The 22945-nt window shown below is 56.8% G+C and carries 23 protein-coding genes; 14 read left to right on the top strand and 9 right to left on the bottom strand.

Annotation, left to right across the window (positions count from 1 at the left end; translation table 11 throughout):
- Window positions 1-18 precede the first annotated feature (18 nt).
- Window positions 19-3174: a multidrug efflux RND transporter permease subunit OqxB gene (gene oqxB / locus C1N69_RS10210; RefSeq protein ID WP_155031103.1), complete on the bottom strand. Its 3156-nt coding sequence runs from the start codon at window positions 3172-3174 to the stop codon at window positions 19-21.
- Between the two features lie 24 nt (window positions 3175-3198).
- The gene (oqxA, locus tag C1N69_RS10205; RefSeq protein WP_025760255.1) at window positions 3199-4374 is read right to left on the bottom strand and encodes a multidrug efflux RND transporter periplasmic adaptor subunit OqxA; all 1176 of its coding nucleotides are present in this window, start codon (window positions 4372-4374) and stop codon (window positions 3199-3201) included.
- Window positions 4375-4710: 336 nt separating this feature from the next.
- On the opposite strand from oqxA, the gene C1N69_RS10200 reads away from it, so the two are divergent.
- The 3 genes from C1N69_RS10200 to C1N69_RS10190 all read left to right on the top strand — a co-directional run bounded on the left by C1N69_RS10200 (window position 4711) and on the right by C1N69_RS10190 (window position 5762).
- Window positions 4711-5064, top strand: coding sequence for a helix-turn-helix domain-containing protein (locus C1N69_RS10200; protein ID WP_032676801.1), 354 nt, complete (start codon window positions 4711-4713; stop codon window positions 5062-5064).
- A 70-nt stretch (window positions 5065-5134) separates the two neighbouring features.
- On the top strand, window positions 5135-5452 hold the full coding sequence (locus C1N69_RS10195) for a YebG family protein (protein WP_047958463.1): 318 nt from the start codon (window positions 5135-5137) through the stop codon (window positions 5450-5452).
- Between the two features lie 94 nt (window positions 5453-5546).
- Entirely contained in the window at window positions 5547-5762 is a 216-nt protein-coding gene (locus C1N69_RS10190; protein ID WP_059385298.1) for a DUF6500 family protein, read from the top strand.
- A gap of 101 nt (window positions 5763-5863) precedes the next feature.
- On the opposite strand, the gene C1N69_RS10185 is transcribed toward C1N69_RS10190, so the two are convergent.
- Window positions 5864-7021 carry a DUF6516 family protein gene (locus tag C1N69_RS10185; protein WP_244956324.1) on the bottom strand — a complete coding sequence of 386 codons (1158 nt, stop codon included), beginning with the start codon at window positions 7019-7021 and terminating at the stop codon, window positions 5864-5866.
- Window positions 7022-7151: 130 nt separating this feature from the next.
- On the opposite strand from C1N69_RS10185, the gene C1N69_RS10180 reads away from it, so the two are divergent.
- Window positions 7152-7553, top strand: coding sequence for a YybH family protein (locus C1N69_RS10180; RefSeq protein WP_104556851.1), 402 nt, complete (start codon window positions 7152-7154; stop codon window positions 7551-7553).
- Between the two features lie 52 nt (window positions 7554-7605).
- On the opposite strand, the gene C1N69_RS10175 is transcribed toward C1N69_RS10180, so the two are convergent.
- On the bottom strand, window positions 7606-8061 hold the full coding sequence (locus tag C1N69_RS10175; protein WP_063618767.1) for a hypothetical protein: 456 nt from the start codon (window positions 8059-8061) through the stop codon (window positions 7606-7608).
- A 332-nt stretch (window positions 8062-8393) separates the two neighbouring features.
- Complete coding sequence (locus tag C1N69_RS10170) at window positions 8394-9278, bottom strand: LysR family transcriptional regulator (RefSeq protein WP_155031916.1); 885 nt, start codon at window positions 9276-9278, stop codon at window positions 8394-8396.
- A gap of 114 nt (window positions 9279-9392) precedes the next feature.
- Here C1N69_RS10170 and C1N69_RS10165 point away from each other — a divergent pair, with 114 nt between their 5' ends.
- The 4 genes from C1N69_RS10165 to C1N69_RS10150 all read left to right on the top strand — a co-directional run bounded on the left by C1N69_RS10165 (window position 9393) and on the right by C1N69_RS10150 (window position 13359).
- Window positions 9393-10520, top strand: coding sequence for an alpha/beta hydrolase (locus C1N69_RS10165; RefSeq protein WP_155031102.1), 1128 nt, complete (start codon window positions 9393-9395; stop codon window positions 10518-10520).
- Window positions 10521-10569: 49 nt separating this feature from the next.
- Window positions 10570-11754, top strand: coding sequence for an MFS transporter (locus C1N69_RS10160; protein WP_155031101.1), 1185 nt, complete (start codon window positions 10570-10572; stop codon window positions 11752-11754).
- An 83-nt stretch (window positions 11755-11837) separates the two neighbouring features.
- Complete coding sequence (locus tag C1N69_RS10155) at window positions 11838-12461, top strand: glutathione S-transferase family protein (RefSeq protein ID WP_155031100.1); 624 nt, start codon at window positions 11838-11840, stop codon at window positions 12459-12461.
- Window positions 12462-12621: 160 nt separating this feature from the next.
- Window positions 12622-13359 (top strand): YoaK family protein, encoded by a 738-nt coding sequence (locus C1N69_RS10150; protein WP_095449812.1) that lies wholly within the window; start codon window positions 12622-12624, stop codon window positions 13357-13359.
- On the opposite strand, the gene C1N69_RS10145 is transcribed toward C1N69_RS10150, so the two are convergent.
- A complete protein-coding gene (locus C1N69_RS10145; protein WP_155031099.1) occupies window positions 13324-13758 on the bottom strand; it encodes a MerR family transcriptional regulator in 435 nt (144 codons plus the stop codon). The two genes, C1N69_RS10150 and C1N69_RS10145, sit on opposite strands and share 36 nt — an antisense overlap.
- Window positions 13759-13850: 92 nt before the next feature.
- Here C1N69_RS10145 and C1N69_RS10140 point away from each other — a divergent pair, with 92 nt between their 5' ends.
- The 6 genes from C1N69_RS10140 (at window position 13851) to clcB (ending at window position 19919) form a co-directional block, all read left to right on the top strand.
- A complete protein-coding gene (locus tag C1N69_RS10140) occupies window positions 13851-14798 on the top strand; it encodes an NAD-dependent epimerase/dehydratase family protein (protein WP_155031098.1) in 948 nt (315 codons plus the stop codon).
- Between the two features lie 275 nt (window positions 14799-15073).
- On the top strand, window positions 15074-15784 hold the full coding sequence (osmY, locus tag C1N69_RS10135; protein ID WP_155031097.1) for an osmoprotectant ABC transporter permease OsmY: 711 nt from the start codon (window positions 15074-15076) through the stop codon (window positions 15782-15784).
- Between the two features lie 18 nt (window positions 15785-15802).
- Window positions 15803-16702: an osmoprotectant ABC transporter substrate-binding protein OsmX gene (gene osmX, locus C1N69_RS10130; RefSeq protein ID WP_095451405.1), complete on the top strand. Its 900-nt coding sequence runs from the start codon at window positions 15803-15805 to the stop codon at window positions 16700-16702.
- Window positions 16703-16710: 8 nt separating this feature from the next.
- A complete protein-coding gene (gene osmW / locus C1N69_RS10125; protein ID WP_045284879.1) occupies window positions 16711-17358 on the top strand; it encodes an osmoprotectant ABC transporter permease OsmW in 648 nt (215 codons plus the stop codon).
- Window positions 17358-18506, top strand: a complete 1149-nt coding sequence (gene osmV, locus C1N69_RS10120) for an osmoprotectant ABC transporter ATP-binding protein OsmV (protein WP_059385287.1) — start codon at window positions 17358-17360, stop codon at window positions 18504-18506. Before osmW ends, osmV begins: the two co-directional genes overlap by 1 nt.
- A gap of 102 nt (window positions 18507-18608) precedes the next feature.
- Window positions 18609-19919, top strand: coding sequence for a voltage-gated ClC-type chloride channel ClcB (gene clcB, locus C1N69_RS10115; protein ID WP_155031096.1), 1311 nt, complete (start codon window positions 18609-18611; stop codon window positions 19917-19919).
- Here clcB and bioD read toward each other — a convergent pair.
- The 3 genes from bioD to C1N69_RS10100 form a co-directional block, all read right to left on the bottom strand.
- On the bottom strand, window positions 19854-20549 hold the full coding sequence (gene bioD / locus C1N69_RS10110; RefSeq protein ID WP_025758621.1) for a dethiobiotin synthase: 696 nt from the start codon (window positions 20547-20549) through the stop codon (window positions 19854-19856). The genes clcB and bioD overlap by 66 nt on opposite strands.
- 130 nt (window positions 20550-20679) lie before the next feature.
- On the bottom strand, window positions 20680-21900 hold the full coding sequence (mlc, locus tag C1N69_RS10105) for a sugar metabolism global transcriptional regulator Mlc (RefSeq protein WP_025758620.1): 1221 nt from the start codon (window positions 21898-21900) through the stop codon (window positions 20680-20682).
- A 94-nt stretch (window positions 21901-21994) separates the two neighbouring features.
- A complete protein-coding gene (locus tag C1N69_RS10100) occupies window positions 21995-22927 on the bottom strand; it encodes a LysR family transcriptional regulator (protein ID WP_095449734.1) in 933 nt (310 codons plus the stop codon).
- Window positions 22928-22945 lie beyond the last annotated feature (18 nt).

Genomic DNA, 22945 nt, shown 5'->3' with positions numbered 1-22945 from the left:
TTATTAGCTGCAACGTCCTTACGCTGGCAGAACGTCCCTTTCCTCTTTTTTCCCGCGCGTCACGAACTTACGCAGCGTCACGTAGAACACCGGCGTCAGGAACAGGCCAAACAGCGTCACGCCCAGCATCCCGGAGAAGACGGTGATCCCGGTCACGCCGCGCACTTCTGCCCCCGCGCCGTGGCCGAGGATCAGCGGAATGGTCCCGGCAATAAAGGCGATGGAGGTCATCACAATCGGGCGTAAACGCAGGCGGCACGCCTCCAGCGCGGCCTCCATGATCCCTTTCCCCTGGATTTCCAGCTCGCGGGCAAACTCCACGATAAGGATGGCGTTTTTACAGGCCAGTCCCATCAGGACCACCAGCCCCACCTGCACGAACACATTGTTATCGCCACCGGTCAGCCAGACGCCAAACAGTGCGGAGAGCATCGTCATCGGCACGATGAGGATCACCGCCAGCGGCAGCGTCCAGCTTTCGTACAGCGCAGCCAGCACCAGGAACGCCAGCAGCACCGCGACCGGGAAGACGATCAGCGCCGTATTGCCCTGCGTGGCCTGCTGGAAGCTCAGGTCCGTCCATTCAATATTCATCCCGTTTGGCAGGATCTGCTTAGACATACCCGCCAGCTGCGTCATCGCCTGCGTGGACGAAAGCACACGCGGGTCGGCATCGCCAATCAGATCCGCTGCCGGGTAGCCATTGTAGCGAATCACCGGGTCCGGCCCGTAGGTGGTCGTGATATTCACCATACTGCCAATCGGCACCATTTCGCCCTGGCTATTGCGGGTGCGTAAGTTCGCGATATCTTCCACGCTGTCGCGGAACTGCCCGTCCGCCTGCGCCATCACGCGCCAGGTACGGCCGAACTGGTTAAAGTCATTCACGTACGACGAGCCGAGATAGGTTTGCAGCGTCCCGAAAAGATCGGTCAGCGACACGCCCTGCGCTTTCGCCTTATCACGGTCAACCTGCACGTCCAGCTGCGGAACGTTTGCCTGGTAGGTCGAGATCGGGAAATGCATCCCCGGCGTCTGCATAATCGCCCCGGACATGGTGTTCACCGCGTTTTGCAGCGCACCATAGCCCAGACCGGCGCGATCCTGAATGTACAGGGAATAACCCGACCCCTGACCCAGCCCTAAAATCGGCGGCGGCAGGATGGAGAAGCCAAAGCCCTCCTGGATTTGCGCGATTTTCGCGTTGATCTCCGCGTTAATTTCCGCCGCGGAATGCTTACGCTGGTCGAACGGCTTCAGGCCAAAGAACACCGTCCCGGTATTCGGCGTGTTGGTGAACTGCAGGGCATTCAGCCCTGGGAACGCCACCGCATAGTCCACGCCTTCGGTATTCATCCCGATTTCGCTCATTTTGCGGATCACCGCGTCGGTGCGCGCCAGCGAAGAGCCTTCCGGCATTTTCACACCGCCAATCAGGTACAGCTTATCCTGCGTCGGAATAAACCCGCCGGGTACCGCTTTAAACATCACGCCCGCCGCGCAGAGCAGCAGCAGGTAGACTGCGAACACCGCGCCGCGACGTCCGAGGGTTTTACCCACCAGCCCCTGATAGCCGTTCGAGCTGCGGTGGAAGAAGCGGTTAAACGGACGGAAAAGCCAGCCGAACAGTCGGTCGATAAGCCGGGTCGGCAAATGTTTCGGCGCGCCGTGCGGTTTTAACAGCAGGGCCGCCAGCGCCGGAGAGAGCGTCAGCGAGTTGATGGCGGAGATCACCGTGGAGATGGCGATCGTCACCGCAAACTGCTTGTAAAACTGACCGGTCACGCCCGAGAGAAACGCCATCGGCACAAACACCGCGCACAGCACCAGCGCAATCGCGATAATCGGCCCGGAGACCTCACGCATCGCCTGATGCGCCGCCGCAAGCGGTGCAAGCCCCTCTTCAATATTTCGCTCGACGTTTTCCACCACCACGATGGCGTCATCCACCACGATACCGATGGCCAATACCAGCCCGAACAAACTCAGGGTGTTGAGCGAGAAGCCCAGCAGGTAGAGGATGCTGAAGGTACCCACCACCGACACCGGCACCGCGATCAGCGGAATGATTGACGCGCGCCAGGTTTGCAGGAACAGGATCACCACCAGCACCACCAGCACGACCGCTTCCAGCAGCGTTTGTACGACCGCCCGGATGGAATCACGCACAAAGACCGTCGGATCGTAAGGTGCCGCCCACTTCATATCGTCCGGGAAACGCGTGGACAGTTCGTCCATTTTGGCGCGCACCGCGTTAGACAAGTCGATGGCGTTCGCCCCCGGCGACTGGAAGATACCAATCCCGACCGCGTCTTTATTGTTCAGCTGAGAACGCAGCGCATAGCTGCCGGAGCCCATCTCAATTCGCGCCACGTCGCGCAGGCGGACAACCGTACCATCCTGCGTGGTTTTCAGAACGATATTGCCAAACTCTTCTTCAGTATGCAGACGGCCCTGGGCGTTAATGGAGATCAGGAAATCGCTCTCTTTCGGCAGCGGCTCGGCGCCAAGCTGACCGGCGGACACCTGAACGTTCTGCTCCTGCATCGCCGTCACCACATCCGAGGCGGTCAGCCCGCGCGCCGCCACTTTATTCGGATCCAGCCAGATGCGCATCGCGTATTCGCCCGAGCCGAAGATCTGGATCTGACCCACGCCAGGCAGACGCGCCAGCTCATCCTTCACCTTCAGGGTGGCGTAGTTACGCATGTACAGGGAGTCGTACTTACCGTTGGGCGAAAACAGATGCACCACCAGCGTCAGCGTCGGCGACTGTTTCTGGGTGGTAATGCCCAGACGACGCACGTCTTCCGGCAGACGCGCCTCGGCCTGCGCGACGCGGTTTTGCACCTGAACCTGCGCCTGATCCGGGTCAGTCCCCGGACGGAAGGTCACGGTGGTGACCAGCACGCCGTCCGAGCCCGCGACGGATTTCATGTACATCATATTCTCAACGCCGTTGATCGCCTCTTCCAGCGGCGTCGCCACGGTCTCGGCAATCACTTTCGGGTTGGCGCCCGGGTACTCCGCGCGCACCTGAACGCTTGGCGGCACGACGTCAGGATATTCGCTCACCGGCAGCAGCGGGATGGCGATCAATCCTGTGATAAAAATCAGAATCGACAGGACGGCGGCAAAAATCGGCCTGTCGATGAAAAAGCGGGAAAAGTCCATGGGTTGGATTCTCAGGTCAAGGGATCAGTTGAGGGCGGCGCTGGCGGTCATGGCAACGGTTTTGGCGTTAACCGGCATTCCCGGCATAAACACTTTTTGCAAACCCTCGACGATGACTTTATCGCCAGGGTTCAGCCCCTGCCGCACGATGCGTAAACCGTCTGCCAGACGCCCCGGCGTAATGTCACGGCGCTGGGCTTTCCCCTCTTTATCCACGATGTAGACGTATTTGCGGTCCTGATCGGTCAGCACCGCTTTGTCGTCGATAAGCGTAGCTTTGAATGCCGCGCTCCCCGGCAGGCGTACGCGGGCAAACAGCCCCGGTGTGAACTGACGTTGGGAATTATCCAGCAGCGCGCGCATACGGATGGTGCCGGTACTCGGCGTGAGCTGATTGTCCAGGAAATCCACTTTGCCCTGATGGGGATAGCCTTCTTCGCCCGTCAGGCCAATCTCAACCGGCAGCGCCATATGATTGCTGGACGCCCCCTGTCCGCTGCGGGCGAGGTTTTGATAGTGAAGATAGGTCGACTCATCCACATCGAAATAGACGTAAACCGTCTTCTGCGAGACCAGCGTGGTGAGCACGCTGGCGGTATCGCCCGCGGTGACCAGATTACCGCTGGTGATCAACGCCCGGCTGGCGCGGCCATCGATAGGCGCGGTCACTTTGGTGAAGTCCAGGTTAAGCTGTGCTGCGTCTACTGCCGCCTGCGCGGCGCGAATGTCGGCCTGCGCCTGAACGGCGGCCGAGCGACGCTGCTCCCACTCTTCCCGGGAGACCAGATGAGAAGCGATAAGCTTATCGGTACGGTTAGCCTCACTTTGCGCCAGGCTGGCCTGCGTTTTGGCCCTCGCCAGGTTCGCCTGCGCCTGTTCCAGCGCGGCGCGGTAGGTTCGGTCATCAATGGTGAATAGCACCTCGCCCTTTTTCACTTCCTGGCCGTCGGTGTAATTCACTTTATCAATGTAGCCGGAGACGCGCGGGCGCAGCTGAACGCTTTCCACCGCTTCAATCCGGCCGTTAAAACTATCCCACTGGCTGATGGATTTCACGACCACGTCAGCCGCACTGACGGAAGGCGCAGGTGGCGCGGCGTTTTGCGCGACGCTGTTATCACATCCGACGAGCAGCGCGGAGATCAACATCCCCCCCAGCGCGCTCAGATAAACGTTTCCCCAGGTTTTTTGCAGGCTCATTATTTTTATTCCGGTAATTGTAGCTGCCGGGCAAGACGCAGCGGGAGGCGCCGCGCCACTTCCTTTGTCCGGTAGCTGGCTGAAGGCCATTTGTGTCGTTCATCGCCACAAAACTGTAACAGTTGCGAGTACACTATCGCGGCGATTGTAGGAAGGCGCTTAACTAAGTGCAAGAATAATTGTTGCACTTTATGTGCTATTTGCGTCGATGTGAAAAGACCCGTTTCGGACAGGGATTTAAATGCAACAATAAAACTTGCAATTAACGGAAAAACACGCCACCTTTAAATGCAACAGATAAAGTTACTTTTTTCTACGCTGCGTGGGGGTAATCAGATGAACACTGGCGCATTTATGCACGATTTACTCGACTGGATCGACAACAACCTGGACAGTCGTCTGGACATTGAGACCGTCGCCAGGCGATCCGGCTATTCAAAATGGCACCTGCAGCGCCTGTTTAAAGAACACACGGGCTATCCCCTCGCCGGGTATATTCGTGCGCGGAAGCTGCAAAAATCGGTTGAACGGTTAACCCACAGCGACGAACCGATTCTGAACGTGGCGATCGCCCTGGGCTTTGACTCCCAGCAGTCCTTCAACCGCAGCTTCAAGCGTCAGTATGGCCAGGCTCCTGGGGCATGGCGGCGCAGCATGGGTGGCCCGGAAACACAGCAATTTCGCCAGTAATGCATATTTTGCTGCAACGTCGATCTGTTGCTGCTATACTGTATATAAATACAGTATAGAGAGGTGCACGATGGCTGTTGAAACAAAATTTGTTGTCGTAAGGAAAGGTGAAGAGAAAATGACATTTGCCAGTAAGAAAGAGGCTGACGCTCACGACAAGCTGCTCGATATGGCCGACGCGTTCACCGACTGGCTGTTGCAAAGCGGAATGCAGATGGACGAAACGCAGGCTGAAAATCTTGGTCTGTATCTCGCCGAGCAGAAAGAGACCGTGCAGCATATTCTGCGTACCAGCAAGCTTCCCGATGTCACTGCCCCAGCTGCAGCGGATAAACCAGAATCCGATGCGGCGGAAACGAAAAAAATCAGGGCCGTGAAAGCGGCCTGATTGTCAGAGAATCATCACCTATCCGAAAGCCGTAAGCAGATAACTGCTTACGGCTTTTTTTAAATCAGCAAATGAAAAGAGTTAAGGAGATGGCGTGCGGCAAGGAATGAAGGAAAAGATCATCAGGATCTGTGATTCAAAAATCGCCTCTAAGGGAAGCGATGTTGGGCTTTCGTTTTATGCTTTTTTTGCTAATAAAAATGACGATCCTGAACTGCTTATGGAAGTTGCGCACTGGTGGATTATGGAAATGAAATTGGACCATTTTGAAAAGGCAGAAAAGATCAGAAAGCTTGTTTTAGCTATGTAACACCTGTTTCAAAAAGGCAATGTTACAATCATATCCATCCCAAAGATGCGAATATGTTGTAAAGCCGATGATTCTGACCTCAGCAGTATCTCCGGATCACCTTATAATTTATCTTCAGCCTCTTGGATCAGTTTTAAAAGCAGTTTCATATCCAGACAAATATGTCCGTATGTAAAGCTTGTCTCGACAACATTTTTTTTAGATTTACGCAGATCGAAATGTACATGATCAGGGCCGTAAGGGACTTGGTGATGATCGGCTGAATCGACCCTGGACAACTGCTTTCCTTCAGAGGTCATTATTATATAGGCATAATTCGACGAAGATTGGTGTCTGATTACTACGGTGATCCCCGACGGTCTTCGGGCGGTTACAGTTTCCCCTACAACTTTCATGATAGTGCAGTTGAAATTTACCTTAAGTATTTCGCAGGTCTGCTCAAGCATCTCTTCAGTAGTCAGTGGACGCATATTTGAGAACATAACTTTTCCACCCAAATGATTCGAGAGATAATTGAGAAGAATTGATTGCTTCTGAGATTCCTCTTCGTGTGTCAAACACAACTGCATACCAATCATCATGCCTGACTTCCCCCATACAGTAGTGGTCGCCATGCGATCGGTTTTTTCTCCACAAACCAAGCACTTTCCATTGGAGGACAGCCATATAGCTTGATCTACAGCAGTATTCTTAAGCCGCCCTCCCAGCAGACCATCGAATAATCTCGAGTCAGCTTTCCTTTTTTCGTACCACGGCTTATAACGTTGTACATACCCCGTATCATCAATGAGCTTTGAGAAGTTGGCATCATCTACTGGAGTGAGTTTGATTCCGTGTTGTTCCAGATAAACGCCAATATGGCCAACCCAGAAAAGGTCTTTTGATTTCATAAAATAAATTCTGGCTGCTGGAAAGCGGACAGTTGGTGCATACATTGCATTTACATGAAAAGTACCTGCGCTGATATAAACATGTACATCCGTTGCTCCTTGCATCATCCATAGCAATATTTCTTTGCTCGAAACTTCAATTGCCAAAACTGGCTTTTCTTTCCTCAGTATATTGCCACCGAAGCATTGAATAACATTATCTGTTGCAGTTCCACTTAATTTAAGATTAATGCAGTCAGTAATTACATCATTAAGTCTCAAAGTGTCATCCTTTATTATTCCAAACGGGGCTGCGCCTAAGTTTACCGGCCACTGATACACCAATACCACCTTGTTACCAGATAATTTTTTATACCGCAAGGGAGGCATGTCCGCTCCTCGCTCACCGCAGACCAGGCGTTAACTAAACCCAACGCTACCAGCCATAAAACCTGGTAGCTATACAAACGCGCCGAGCTGTTACGTTAATACGCGTTCCCCCTTCCCCGAGGAATTGCGTATGACCCGACATCCGCTACGCCAGATCATCGAATCCTGTGACCACGCCATCACCACCAAAAACTATGACGCGTTGATGGAGTACTACGCCGAAGACGCGGCTCTGGTGGTCAAGCCCGGCATGACTGTTAAAGGCAAAGAGAACATCCGCAGCGCATTTATTGCCATCTCTGATTATTTTCAGGGCCAGTTAGCGGTCGAACAAGGGGAGATGCAGGTGATCGAAGGTGGGGATAACGCCCTCGTTATCATGGAAACCGTTCTGCGCTTTCCTGATGCTCAGGGCGGGATAACAGAAATATCCCGCCGCGCGACCTATGTTTTTCGACTGGAGAGCGACGGTCGCTGGCGTTGTACTATCGACAACTCCTACGGTACGTCGCTTCTGGATACCGGGAACTGATCACGCTAATCACGGTTACAAAGGGGCGCTACCCCCTCTCCACGCCAGTCCCTTAATGCGCAGTAATGCGCGGCTCCTTCACAAACTCAGCCAGCAGCCACACCATATCGTGCAGCAGGCCCGTCAGTTCTTTTGTTACGTGAGCGGGCAGCGTTTCCCCCTTCACCGCTTGCGTCAGCGCCAGAACATAGTCCACCTGCGTTAAGGTGTCCTGCCAGCAATCGGGCACGCAGGAATTCAGTTTCTCACCGATGATCAGCTGTTCAATCAGGTATGGTGGAAGATCGACATCGCAGAGTTCACGCAGCCTGCGCAGAGCCTGAAGGAGACGCTCGCAAAGTGCAGTACGGCTCCCGACATCATCGGTTTCGACCAGTACGCTCACCAGCGCGGCGCAGTTGTCGGCGACGTCAAACAGATCGGCATCAGCCGGAAGCGGCCGGGAGATAAGTTGCAGAATGACGTTTTCGTCAGACGGGAGATAGGTCAGGGTTGGGATAGTAGTCATATCCAGCATCCTTCTATATGTAATCCATGTAACCACCCCTTGAGTTCCTACGCTCGGGGGGTAGCGCTGACAGAGGTAGGAATACCGCCCATATAGAAAAACGGCCAGCCTTACGGCTGCTCCGCCAGCGCCACCGCAATTGTAACGGGATCGGTGCTGCCGCGACATACGAAATGTCACTATATGGTAGATGCGGGTTCCTACCCCCGATTGCGGATATGCCGCAACGCAGGCACTTTACGACCCCGAACGATTGTAGAAAAGACATAACCCTGAATTTCACACGGTTACTTTGCGGTTTGCGAGGCGTCTTCCAGAAAGACAACGCTGCCCTAAATTTTAAGGGTATCAATCACCGCTCTCAGCGCAGGCGACACGTTGCGATGGGGATAATAAAGATACAGCCCGTCCATGCGCAGGCTGTAGCGCTGCAACACCCGGATAAGCGTTCCGCGCTCCAGATCGTCAGCCACCAGCTCCAGCGGAACATAGGCCAGCCCAAGCCCCAGCCGGGCGGCTTCGGCTTCCATGTAGCTGTCAGACAGCGCCCATTGCCCCTCTGGCCGATGGGTGATTCTCTTCCCGTCCTGAACCAGCTCCCACTGGTAGTCACCCCCGTCGGCAAACTGGTAGGCAATGCAGGGATGAACCACTAAATCCGCAGGCGTCTGGGGAAAACCGTAGCGGCGAAAGTGTTCCGGGGTAGCCACTACGGCCATTTCCATATCAGGGGTAATGCGCACGGCGATCATTCCCTGCCCTACCTCTGGCCCCAGCCTGACGCCCGCATCAAACCGCTCAGCGATGATGTCAACGAAGCGACTTTCGTTTATCAGCTCCAGCCGGATATCCGGGTAACGCTGTTTAAAAATAGCGAGCTTTGGCAACAGGCATTTGTCGATGGCGTGCTGGCTGGCATTAATGCGTACCGTACCGGACGGCGTCTGGCGGTAGTGCGCCAGCGTCGCCAGACCCGTATCAAGCGCATCAAACGCAGACTCGGCGGTCTGATAGAGCTGCTCCCCGGCGTGGGTCAGCGACAGCTTGCGCGTGGTACGGACCAGAAGCTGAACGCCCAGCCGCTCTTCCAGCTCGCGAACCGAGCGGCTGATCCCGGATTGCGCCAGGCCGAGCCGCTGTGCGGCCGCCGTGAAGCTCCCCTCCCTTACCACCTGCATAAACAGGTACAGCTCATTGTAGTTTTCCCGCTTTGCCATCATGACTCGCCATTTATAACAATCTGGTATTAATCCTAGCAGTTTTCGGGCCCTAATCAGCACTATTTTTGCTCACTATACTGCCTGCATCACAACAACACAGGGCACCTTTTCATGAAAACATTCACCCAAAAACTGTCCGTTGCGATGCTGCTATGTGCATCATTAAGTGGAGTGACAACAATGAGTTATGCTGAGACAACCAATCCAAACGCCCCTGTTTCCATGGTGACCACCTGGGACAAAACCTTCGCCGAGAGTGATAAAGTCGACCACCGTAAGGTGACTTTCCAGAACCGTTACGGAATCACGCTGGTGGGCGATCTGTATCTGCCTAAAAACCGCGGCGACCGCAAGCTGGCGGCCATTGCCGTGAGCGGGCCGTTTGGCGCGGTCAAGGAACAATCCAGCGGCCTGTACGCGCAGACCCTGGCGGAACAAGGGTTTGTCACCCTGGCATTCGATCCGTCTTACACAGGCGAAAGCGGCGGCCAGCCGCGCAACGTCGCGTCTCCTGATATCAACACCGAAGACTTTAGCGCGGCGGTTGATTTCCTGGGGTTACAGAAAGAGGTTGATCGTAATCGCATTGGTATTCTCGGCATCTGCGGCTGGGGCGGTATGGCGCTGAATGCGGCCTCCATGGACACCCGCGTGAAAGCGGTCGCCACCAGCGTGATGTACGACATGAGCCGGGCGATGGGTCACGGGGTGGGCGACGGCAAAGATCGTTATTCAACGTCCGATCGCCGTGCCGTCCTGCAGTATTTGAACGAGCAGCGCTGGAAAGATGCCGAGCGCGGCACCTTCGCGCACGGCGGCCATGACATCTATGTCGATGCCAACGGCAAGGTGACCGCTGCGGAACGTATTCTGCCGGACGCGTTACCCGCCAACCCAAATCCGGTACTCAAGGAGTTCTTTGATTACTACCGGATGCCGCGCGGCTTCCATGCCCGTTCCGTCAACTCCACCGGCGCATGGACCGCGACAATGCCGCTGTCGTTTATGAATATGCCGCTGCTGAGCTATGCCGACGAGATCGCTATCCCGACGCTTATCGTGACCGGTGAAAAGGCGCACTCTCGCTACTTTGCAGAAGATGCGTTTAAAGCAGTCGGCAGCAAGCAGAAGGAACTGGTGATTGTTCCGGGCGCAAACCATGTCGATCTTTACGACAATGCTGCCGGGAAGATCCCGTTCGCCCTGTTTGCGCAGTTCTTCAAAGCCAGCCTGAAATAAACCCCTACGCCACCCGTTCTGCGCGGGTGGCTCTTCGCGAAAATAGACTATGCCCTCACTGAGCCATACCCCACCACAACACGCTGAACATGCGCGCTGGAGCGGCGTTTTTGCCATGACCCTCTGCGTATTTGTTCTGATTGCATCTGAGTTTATGCCCGTCAGCCTGCTTACCCCTCTCGCCAGATCGCTGGATGTCACAGAGGGGCTTGCCGGCCAGGGAATTGCCATCTCCGGCGCGCTGGCGGTTCTGACCAGCCTTTTCCTTTCCCAGCTCGCCGGGAATATGAATCGTAAATACCTTCTGCTGGGCATGACCCTGCTGATGGCACTTTCGGGGTTGGTTATTGGTTTCGCCCCGAACTATCTGACGTATATGCTCGGCCGCGCCCTGATCGGTATTGCCGTCGGCGGGTTCTGGTCCATGTCTGCCGCAACGGCCATTCGCCTTGTTCCCCCGCACCAGGTTGCGCGCGCGCTGGCCATTTTCAACGGCGGTAACGCGCTGGCAACGGTGGTGGCCGCCCCGCTTGGCAGCTACCTTGGCGCTACCATTGGCTGGCGCGGCGCATTTCTTTGCCTGGTGCCGGTGGCGATAGCGGCGTTCATCTGGCAGTGTTTTAGCCTGCCGGACATGCAGGGGCGTAAAAACGGTGCGTCACAGGGAAGCGTTTTTCGGCTATTCCGCCAGCCTGCGGTTTCCGTCGGTCTGATGGCCTGCGGCCTGTTCTTTATGGGTCAGTTTGCGCTGTTTACCTATTTGCGCCCGTTCCTTGAAACCGTCACCCAGGTCAGTGGAACCGGGCTGTCGCTGATTTTGCTCACCATCGGCGTCGCGGGTTTTGTGGGTACCCTGTTCGTTGCCGTGGTGCTTAATGCCGCGTTTTACGTGACGCTGATCGCGCTCCCTTTGCTGATGGCCGCCATCGCAGTCGCGTTGATTCTGACGGGCCATAACGTGTGGATCGTCGCCCTGCTGTCAGGCCTGTGGGGGATGCTGGCAACGGCGGCGCCAACGGGATGGTGGACGTGGATTGCGCGAACGCTGCCGGAGGATGCCGAAGCCGGCGGTGGTCTGATGGTCGCGGTGATCCAGCTCGCCATTGCGCTCGGTTCAACGGCGGGCGGTATAGCGTTCGATCGCTACAGCTGGCAGAGCACGTTTGCACTGGGTGGCATTGTGCTCCTCTGTGCGGCTGCGCTGACGTTTCTGCTTTCGCGTCTTCACAAATAACGCGCCGGAGGATTTTTGACGCTTTTCTGCCTCGCAGGTGTATTATTTTTAAACAATAACATCCATTAAAGGACACCTGCGCAATGATCAACATCCTCGGCAAAACCACCTCCATCAACGTGCGTAAAGTGCTCTGGACCTGCGAAGAAGCAGGCCTCGAGTATCAACAGGAAGATTACGGCAGCGGTTTTGCCTCGACGGAAACGGATGCCTTTCGCGCCCTGAACCCCAACGCCATGGTGCCGGTGCTGATTGATGGCGATTTCGTGTTGTGGGAGTCCAATTCCATCTGCCGTTATCTGGCGCGCAAGGCCGGACGTCACGATCTGCTGCCCGCAGAACCGCAGGCCTGCGCCAACGTTGAGCGCTGGATGGACTGGCAGGCAACCGAATTCAATAACGCCTGGCGCTATGTCTTCCCGGCGCTGGGGCGTAAAAACCCGGACTTTAACGACCCGGAGCGCATTGCGGCGGGGATCCAGGAGTGGAACCACTGCATCACTATCCTGGAGAATCAATTGCAGCGCACCGGTGCCTTTGCGGCGGGCGAGACGTTTACCCTTGCGGATGTGGTGCTTGGGCTGTCGGTGAATCGCTGGAAGATGACGCCGTTTGATAAGCCAGACGTGCCCTCTATTGAGGCCTGGTTTGAACGTCTCAACCAGCGCCCGGCGTTTTTGCGCCACGGCAATAACGGCATGGTATAAATCATACTGTCAGAATGAATATCCGCAGCGAGGCTGTTTTATTTAATTACGAAACCCTGATTGTCGTCAGAGGGAATAATAATTAAGTCATATCCTGGACAGCCCGTTGCACCGCTTTGCTAGCCTGAATAATCATGCAAAGCTCAACCCGGAGGTATTCTTGCTGATTAAACTCAAGAAAGAACGAACGCACCAGGAGGATCGCCGGCTTGCTCTCTGGCTGGCGACCTCTGCAGGTTTGCTGAACGCCATCGCCCTTGGGGCATTTGGCTTTTTCCCCTCACATATGACCGGCAACACCTCGCAATTATCCAGCGAAGTCTCTTCCACCGACCTGAGCGATATTATTTTCTTCGGCTCGATTATTCTCTCTTTTGTGGCCGGCGCCATTATTGCGCGAACGATCGTGATATGGGGTATTATCCATAATGTCAGGCTGGTTTTTTGCCAGATCCTGTTTGTCGAGGGGATATTGCTGACCGGCGTTTCCTTCTACGAGATGTATTTTCATGCCCTCACCAGCAACCGCGAGATTATTCTTTTTCTCTGCTTTCTGATGGGCATTCATAATTCCACCTCCACGCAGCTTTCCGGCGGTCGGGTGAGATCAACGCATATTACCGGCACGCTGACGGACGCGGGGATCGCGCTGGCCTCTGTCATGGTGGCGATGCTCCGCAGGGATTACTCCAAAGATACGGCGGCGCAAAAAAGTCAGTTGAAAACCCACTTAACCACCCTTTTCTCGTTTATTTCCGGCGGTATCGTGGGGCTTATGTTGTTCAGGTGGATTGGCTTCAACGCCATGTTGATACTCGGGGTGATGCTCACCGTGGTCGCCACCGTCTCAATTATCACTGTCTCAACGCGCGTTCGACGGGTTCGTGCTTCCGTCTGAGTGCTGCAGCTGCCCCAGCAGACGCTGCATGTTGTCGTCACAGGTGATGCCCTCCGGCCGGTTGCTGAGACTGGCAACCAGCGTCAGCAGCTCTTTACGGTTTTCCTCAAGCTGCTTCTGCATCGCCTCTATCTCAGCAATACGCGTCTTAAGGGACTGGATCAGGCCCTCATGATCCCAGCGCTGTTGTGGCTGCGGCAGGAAGCGGCGTATTTGCTCGAGGGTAAACCCGGTACGCTGCGCATTGTCGATAATGTTCAGCAGCGTTGCCGCATCGGTGGAATAGGCGCGGTATCCGTTCTCCTGCCTGACCGGGCGCGGCAGTAAACCTTGCGCCTCATAGAACCGAATGCGCGACGGGGCAATGCCCGTTATTTTCGACAGTTCGCCAATTTTCATTTCGTTCACTCTGGCATATTGACCTTAAAGTTTACTTTAAGCTTAAACTTTTTATACGGTCAACCGGATCGTCATCTCATCAGGGAGCTAAAATGCAAACTATTCTGGGCGCCAGCGGGCAAATCGCCCGTGAACTGACCCGCGAGCTCAAACGCGGCTACACCGACGATATCAGGCTGGTCAGCCGCCATCCGCAAAAAATCAACGACAGCGATGTCACCGTTTCGGCCAATCTCCTCGATGCCGGGCAGACGCAGAACGCGGTTAATGGTAGCGACATAGTCTACTTTACTGCCGGTCTGCCGCCTGATTCCGCGCTGTGGGAACGTCAGTTTCCAGCCATGCTGGAAAATGCCCTGGAGGCCACGCGGCAGGCGGGTGCAAAATTCGTCTATTTCGACAACACCTATATGTACCCCCAGAACGCGGTGCCGCAGACAGAAGAGACGCGCTTTGCCCCCCGGGGACGGAAAGGAAAAGTCCGGGCAGAAATGGCCAACCGTGTGCTTGATGAAATGAAACGGGGTGACATTCCCGTGCTCATCGGTCGCGCGCCTGAGTTCTATGGGCCCGATAAAACGCAGAGCTTCACCAATACGCTTATTATCGACAGGCTGAAGCAGCATAAGCGTCCGCGCGTTCCGGTCCGTGACGACACGCTTCGCACCCTCATCTGGACGCCGGATGCCAGCCGAGCGCTTGCCCTTCTGGGCAATACCCCTGACGCCTTCGGCCAGACGTGGCATTTACCCTGCTGCGACGAAAGGCTGACGTACCAGCAATTCGTCGCTCTCGCCTGTGAGATCTTCGGACAGCCAGCGGACTACGCCATCCTCGGCAAGCTGGCCTTCGCCGCGACGGCGCTGTTTTCGCAGGGCGCCCGTGAAATACGGGAGCTGTTGCCCAGGTACGACGACGACAACCTGTTTGATTCGACGAAATTCAAACGCCGATTCCCTGAATTTGCCGTCACCACCTACCGGCAAGGGCTGGAGGAAATCTGGCGGGAGTGGCAACGCAAAGCGGCGAAAACGGCGTAATTTTTTTCCTCTCCGCCCTGCGAGCGGCTTTAAATTCGTGACAACGTCACATTTCAATCTCTTCTTTAGGACTATTCTGCCCGCCTCACAATCAGGCCTTATGCCATAAGGCCTGACCTGATGTTGCCACTAGTTTCAGAGGGTTACTGATTTTCCCCCTTCGCTGGAACCCTTCCCAAACGCTTGCTATAGGACATCTACCCCTGCCGAAACATGGCATAACAACAGGCAACCGGTGGTTGCTATAACGCATGCGCACAGGGAGACACACCGCAATGCACCCATTACTCAAACGTTCGCTGCTGTTTGTCGGCGCCATTCTGGTGGTCCTCGCCCTCCTCGTCTGGGGTATTGGGCTGGAGACAATCCGGGCGCGCCAGGTAGACCTGCTCTATCTCGGGCAACAGCACATGATTCTGGTTTTATCGTCGATGTTTTTTGCCCTGCTGGTGGGTATTCCGGCCGGGATCCTGCTGAGCCGCCCGGCGGCGCGGGGGATCGCCGAATACGTGATGCAAATCTTCAACGTCGGCAATACGCTGCCGCCGCTGGCCGTGCTGGCGCTGGCGATGGTGGTGATTGGTATCGGCGATACGCCCGCCATTATCGCCCTGTTCCTCGCCTCGCTGTTGCCGATTGTGCGCAATACCTACGCCGGGCTGTGCGCGGTCCCGGCGTCGTTACTGGAAGCCGCAAACGGGATTGGGATGACCCGATGGCAGCGTCTGCGTCAGGTTGAACTGCCAAACGCCTGGCCGGTCATGCTCTCGGGGATCCGCATCGCCACCGCCATTAACGTCGGTACCGCGCCGCTGGCATTCCTGATTGGCGCCAGCAGCTACGGCGAGCTCATTTTCCCCGGCATCTATCTGAACGATTTCCCGACCCTGATCCTCGGCGCGGCGGCCACCGCTCTGTTCGCCCTGATCCTCGATAGCCTGCTGGCGGCGCTGGGTCGCGTGATGAGTCCCCATCTCCCCCGATAACAATAACAAGGAGTTTGTATGAGACTGATTTCCTGCCTGGCGGCGCTGTGTGCCGCGGCGCTGTTTACCGGTCAGGCGATGGCGGCCCCGCTGATTCTGGCGACCAAGAGCTTTACCGAGCAGCATATTCTCTCGGCGATGACCGTGCAGTACCTGCAAAAGAAAGGCTTTCAGGTGCAGCCGCAAACCAATATCGCCACGGTGATTTCCCGTAACGCGATGATCAACAAACAGATTGATATGACGTGGGAGTACACCGGCACGTCATTAATCATCTTTAACCACATCAACAAGCGCATGTCGCCGCAGGCGTCTTACGAGACGGTGAAACGCCTGGACGCGAAACACGGTCTGGTATGGCTCAAGCCCGCCGACATGAACAACACCTATGCCTTCGCCATGCAGCGCAAGCGCGCCGAGGCGGAACATATCAACACCATGTCAGAGATGGTGGCGAAAATTGAACAGGTCCGTAAAACCAACCCGGACAAAAACTGGCTGCTGGGCTTAGACCTGGAATTTGCCGGGCGCAGCGACGGCATGAAGCCGCTGCAGGCGGCCTATCACATGACCCTGGACCGCCCGCAGATCCGCCAGATGGATCCCGGTCTGGTCTATAACGCGGTGCGCGATGGTTTTGTTGATGCAGGACTGGTCTACACCACCGACGGGCGCGTGAAGGGCTTTGACCTGAAAGTGCTGGAGGATGATAAAGGCTTCTTCCCGAGCTATGCGGTCACCCCGGTGGTGCGTAAGGAGACGCTGGAGGCCAACCCGGGCCTGGAAGAGGCGCTCAACACCCTCTCCGCCCAGCTCAATAACGACGTTATCACCGAACTGAACAAGAAGGTGGATATCGACCATCAGTCACCGCAGCAGGTCGCCCGAGATTTCCTGCGTAGCAAACAGTTGCTGTAGGAGGCGCTATGGAGACGATTCACTACATTCTGGACAACCGGGACTACCTGCTGACCCTGACGCTGCAACATCTGTGGCTGGTGGCGCTGGCCGTAGGCTTAGCCATTCTCATCGGCGTCCCGCTGGGCATTTTGATTGTGCGTCACAAGTGGCTGGCGACGCCGGTGCTGGGACTCGCCACTATCGTGCTGACCATCCCGTCTATTGCCCTGTTTGGCCTGATGATCCCGCTGTTTTCGCTGATCGGTCAGGGAATTGGCGCCCTGCCCGCCATCACGGCGGTGTTTCTCTATTCGCTGCTGCCGATTGTGCGTAACACCCACACCGCGCTCGACAGCCTGCCGCCGGGCCTGCGCGAAGCCGGGCGCGGTATCGGCATGACCTTCTGGCAGCGCCTGCGCTGGGTTGAAATTCCGATGGCACTGCCGGTGATTTTCGGCGGGATCCGCACCGCCGTGGTGATGAACATCGGCGTGATGGCAATTGCCGCGGTGATCGGCGCGGGCGGTCTCGGCCTGCTGCTGCTCAACGGTATCGGCGGAAGCGATATTCGCATGTTGATTGCGGGCGCGCTGATGATTTGTCTTTTAGCGATTGTGCTCGACTGGCTGCTGCACCGTCTGCAGGTGGTTCTGACTCCAAAGGGGATTCGATAATGATAAAACTGGAAAACCTCACCAAACACTTTTCACAGAAGCACGGCCAGACCTTCAGGGCCGTCGACAACGTCAACCTGAACGTGCCCGAAGGGGAAATGTGCGTCCTGCTCGGCCCGTCCGGCTGCGGGAAAACCACCACCCTGAAAATGATTAACCGTCTCATCACCCCCAGCAGCGGGACGATCCTGATTAACGGCGAAGACACCAGCGGCATGGACACCGTGACCCTGCGCCGCAACATTGGCTACGTGATCCAGCAGATTGGCCTGTTTCCGAACATGACCATTGAAGAGAACATCACCGTCGTACCGCGCATGCTGGGCTGGGACAAAGCGCGCTGTAAAGCCCGCGCCGAAGCGCTGATGGATATGGTGGCGATGGATCCGCATAAGTTTCTCCACCGCTATCCGCGCGAGATGTCCGGCGGGCAACAGCAGCGCATTGGCGTCATTCGCGCCCTGGCGGCAGATCCTCCGGTACTGCTGATGGATGAACCCTTCGGCGCGGTGGACCCGATCAACCGCGAGGTGATCCAGAACCAGTTCCTGGAGATGCAGCGCAAGCTGAAAAAAACCGTCATGCTGGTCAGCCACGATATCGATGAGGCCCTGAAGCTTGGCGATCGTATCGCGGTATTCCGGCAGGGGAAAATCGTCCAGTGCGCCAGCCCGGATGAACTGCTGGCGAAACCGGCGAATGAGTTTGTCGGCTCGTTCGTCGGCCAGGACCGCACCCTGAAACGCCTGCTGCTGGTCTCCGCGGGCGACGTGACCGACCAGCAGCCGACCATTACTGTACGCGGCTCTACGCCGCTTCCGGAAGCCTTTGCCACCATGGATGATAATGATATTCGTGCCGTGACGGTGGTCGACGAGCACGGCAAACCGCTGGGCTTCGTGAAGCGTCGCGAAGCGCGTAACGCCAGCGGTACCTGCGCCGATATTCTGCATCCGTTCCGCATGACCGGCAAAGCGGAAGATAACCTGCGCGTGGTCCTGTCACGTCTGTATGAGAGCAATACCAGCTGGATGCCGATTGTGGATGAGGACGGGCGCTACAACGGCGAGATTTCCCAGGACTATATTGCCGAGTACCTGAGTTCCGGCCGTACGCGTCGGGCGCTGAATATTCACAGCGACAGCTAACCTTTCCGGCCGGGCTTTGCCCGGCTTTTTCGCACGCAGACCTTTTGCTAACCCCGCGATTTCCCGCCACAATATCGTATCGTCCCCGTTTAATTACGACTCATGCAACGTCTTCATGCGTATCCCGACATCCGCGCGATGTTTCGTCGACTGCTGATTGCCTCCGTCACCGGCGTGCTGGCCGCGCTGGCCGTTGCGATGTTCCGTCACAGCATGTACCTGCTGGAGTGGCTGCTTCTCAGCAACGACAGCGGCAGCCTGGTGAATGCTGCCGCGTCGCTCTCTCCCTGGCGGCGTGCGCTGACGCCCGCGCTGGGCGGGCTGGCTGCCGGGCTGCTGCTCTGGGGATGGCAACGGCTGACCGCCCAGCGGCCTCATGCGCCCACCGATTATATGGAAGCGCTGGAGACGGGCGACGGCCAGTTTGATTACGGCGCCAGCCTTGTGAAATCCCTGGCGTCGCTGCTGGTCGTGGCCAGCGGCAGCGCCATCGGGCGTGAAGGCGCGATGATCCTGCTCGCCGCTCTCGCCGCCTCCTTCTTTGCCCGGCGCTTTACGCCCAAATCCGAATGGAAGTTATGGATCGCCTGCGGTGCCGCCGCCGGGATGGCCAGCGCTTATCATGCGCCCTTAGCCGGCAGCCTGTTCATTGCAGAGATCCTGTTTGGCACCCTAATGCTGGCCTCGCTCGGCCCTGTAGCGATCGCCGCGGTCGTGGCGCTTCTCACCACGCAGCTCCTCGCACCGGGTGCGGGTACGCTCTACGCCGTGCATCTGAGCGGTATGCTCACCGCGGCGGATTATGGCCTGCTGGTCGCCATGGGTCTGCTGGCAGGGCTCTGCGGACCGCTGCTGATGTGGCTGATGGACTGCAGCCACGGGCTGTTCCTGCGTCTTAAACTTTCTCCGCCATGGCAGCTGGCGCTCGGCGGTTTGATCGTCGGGCTGCTGTCCCTCCTCACGCCTAAGGTGTGGGGGAATGGCTACAGCGTGGTTCAGGCTTTTCTGCTCGCCCCGCCGGTGCTGACGGTGATCGCCGGGGTGCTTATCTGTAAATTGCTGGCGGTGCTGGCCAGCAGCGGCTCAGGAGCGCCGGGCGGGGTATTTACGCCCACGCTGTTTGTCGGCATGGCGACAGGCATGCTTTTCGCCCAACTCTTCGCGCTGTGGTTACCGGGGTCTGAAACGGCGATTTTGCTGGGGCTGGCGGGGATGGCAACGCTGCTCGCCGCCACCACCCATGCGCCTATTATGTCGGCGCTGATGGTCTGTGAAATGACCGGACAATATTTTTTACTGCCCGGCTTGCTGGTCGCCTGCGTGCTGGCGTCCGTGCTGTCGCGAACGTTACGCCACGACTCGGTCTACGGTCAACACGCCACCGAGGGCCGAGAGATCGATGTATTGCGCTAGCTCGCGCTGTTCGGCACGGGGCAGATAAGGCAGTTCCCCCACCAGCGGCCCCGGCAGCTTGGTGCTCAGCACGTCGATGATTTCAGCGTAGTGCGCCAGGCCCGGGTTGATTCGGTTTGCCACCCAGCCAATCAGCGGCAGGCCGTCATTGGCAATCGCCTGCGCGGTCAGCAGCGCATGGTTGATGCACCCTTCCTGGATACCCACGACCATAACCACCGGAAGCTGTTCCTGCACCACCCATTCAGAGAGCGGACGCAGGTCATTCATCAGGCTGCGCCAGCCGCCCGTGCCTTCAACCACCACGTGATCGACCTTCTCGCTGAGGTTCGCCAGCCCGTCGGACAGCAGCGGATAATTGATCATACCGCTGTGCGCCACGCTGCTCTCCTCTTCGCTTAACGCAACAGGATTAACCGCGTGATAAGGCAGTTCCAGTGACGAGACGCTTTGCAGTACCAGGGCGTCTTTATTACGCAATCCCTCTGGCGTCTCTTTACTCCCTTTTGCGACCGGCTTGTACCCTGCCACGCGTTTACCGCTTGCTGCCAGCGCCTGCAGCAATGCGCGGGATACGACGGTCTTGCCGACAGAGGTATCTGTACCAGTAACAAAGAAACGCTTAAGCATGACTCACTCCACCTCTTGGGTATGCTTCGAAAATATAAACCAGGTAAATAATTCAGTGGAGGAAGTCTACGGGATGCGTGCGCTACCCGGCTTGAGATAGCGCAATTTTTCTTACATCTGCGGAAAAGAGTTAGCCCTGCAACAGGCGGATCAACAGCGAGCCGTTATACATGGCGTCCTTGACCAGCGCTGCGCCGGCCATCGTCCCCTGGTTGGAAAACTGGGTGCTTTCTACCGCAATATTTTTGCTGTACGCGGGGAGCGACTGCTGGTGAATGCAGGCCGAGATCGCCGGGAACAGGATCTCCGCCGCCTGGCTGAGCGGCGAGCCAATGAGGATTTTTTGCGGGTTAAAGAGGTTCACCATGATGGCCAGAATGCGCCCCACGTTATTCCCCACGCCGGTAATGATGTCCTTTGCCAGCAGATCGCCCTGGCGCGCCGCAGCGCAGAGTGAATCTACCGTCAGGGGTTGTCCGTGCAGCGAAGAGCTCATGGACTGGCCGAGCCTCACCTGCGCCAGCTCCAGCACGCTTTCCACGCTGGCAATGGTCTCCAGACAGCCGTGGTTGCCGCAATAGCAACGCTTACCGTACGGGTCGACCTGAGTATGGCCGATCTCCACCAGGCTGCTGCTGCCAGCGTGGAGAAGACGCCCGTCGGTGATCACGCCCGCTCCGACGTTATGGTCGATGACCACCTGAATCACATCCCGCGCCCCGCGCGAGGCACCAAACAGCGCCTCCGCCATTGTCCAGGCGCTGATGTCATGCTGAATATAGACCGGCACGCCGGTATGGTTTTTCAGCACTTCACCCAGCGGCATCTCTTTGACGTCGTCGTAAAACGGCATGCGGTGAACAATGCCATTTTCGGTATCAATGATGCCCGGCATGGTGATGGCAATCGCCGTTAAGCGTTCCAGCCGCTGCTGATGACGGATAAAGAAGCGATCGATATGCGACACAATCGACTCGAGGAGCGGTTGCTCAGCGTTGAGCGGCAGCTCAAGCCGGTCTTCCACCACCAGCTTGCTGCTCAGATCCCGCAGGGCAAGGAAGATCTCCCCCCGGCTGATGCGCAGTGACAGGTAGTGCCAGGCTTCCGTCTCGACCACCAGCCCGACTGCCGGACGGCCACGGCTGCCCGGCTCCTGAATTTCCGTTTCCTGAACCAGGTGCGCTTCCAGCATTTCGCGGACAATCTTGGTGATACTGGCAGGTGCCAGTTGTGCCAGGCGCGAAAGATCGATACGCGAAACCGGACCAAGCTGATCAATCAGGCGATATACCGCGCCAGCGTTGGTCTGCTTAATCTGATCAATGTGCCCTGGCTGACTATCAGCAACCACCTCGTACTCCCTTATTTTCGAGCATCGAAATAAACTTTTGGCTATGGTGAAGCACTTCCATGGCCGGCGTCAAATATTTACTTAGCCATGTGATTTACCGCACGTTTTTACCCCCTTTTGCCACAAAATCTCGCCCCGATGAGGCGTTAATGAGCTGCTGTTTGAAACGCTGTGCGGCATGACTCTGTTCACGATGTTTTGACCAGACCAGCCACATCTCTGACACAGCATCCTCTTGCGCGAGGGGAACCCAGCGCATTTCGCGCAACTGCACCCGCTTAAAGGAGGCCGGGAGAATAGAAACCCCCAGCCCGGCGGCGACCAGGCCAATAATGGTCATCGCCTCCCCCACTTCCTGGGTAATAACCGGAGCAAGATCGTAGCGGCGCATCAGCCCCAGGATATCGTCATACAGCCCCGTCCCGACCTGCGGGTCAAAAAAGACAAACGGCTCTTTTGCCAGTTCGGCCAGTGAAACCGTCGGACGCGAGGCCAGGGGGTGATCGTGAGGGATCATAGCCATCAGCGGTTCGCGCAGAATCACCTCCCATGCCAGCGTGTCCGGCAGTTGGGTATTGCGCATCAACCCCAGATCCAGCGTACCTTCATTGAGCGGCGCGATCTGCTCGCGGGTATTGATTTCACGCGTCTGAATATGAACATCGGGGAAATGGCGGCGAAATGACGACAAGGTCTCCGAGACGGCGCTGATAAACGGTGCGGATGAGGTAAACCCAATTCGCAGTTCCCCCGTCTCACCGAGATACAGCCGTTCAGCCCGGGCGGCGGCATCCTCAACCATATTCAGGATCTGTCGGCTGTCGACAAGAAACTGTTTCCCCGCCGCCGTCAGGCTCACGCTGCGGTTGGTGCGGGCCAGAAGACGCGCTCCGACCTGCTGCTCCAGGATCTGAATCTGCTGGCTTAAGGGCGGCTGAGAGATATTCAGCCGTGCCGCCGCACGGCCAAAATGCAGCTCCTCAGCGACAGCGACAAAATAGCGAAGGTGACGCAGCTCGATATTCATATTTTTAAAGTATCATTT

The organism is Enterobacter sichuanensis (genome assembly GCF_009036245.1).
In the GTDB taxonomy this organism is placed as follows: Bacteria; Pseudomonadota; Gammaproteobacteria; order Enterobacterales; family Enterobacteriaceae; genus Enterobacter; species Enterobacter sichuanensis.
Note: the sequence above shows the minus strand (reverse complement) of the source record. Positions and strands in the feature narration are given on the sequence as shown.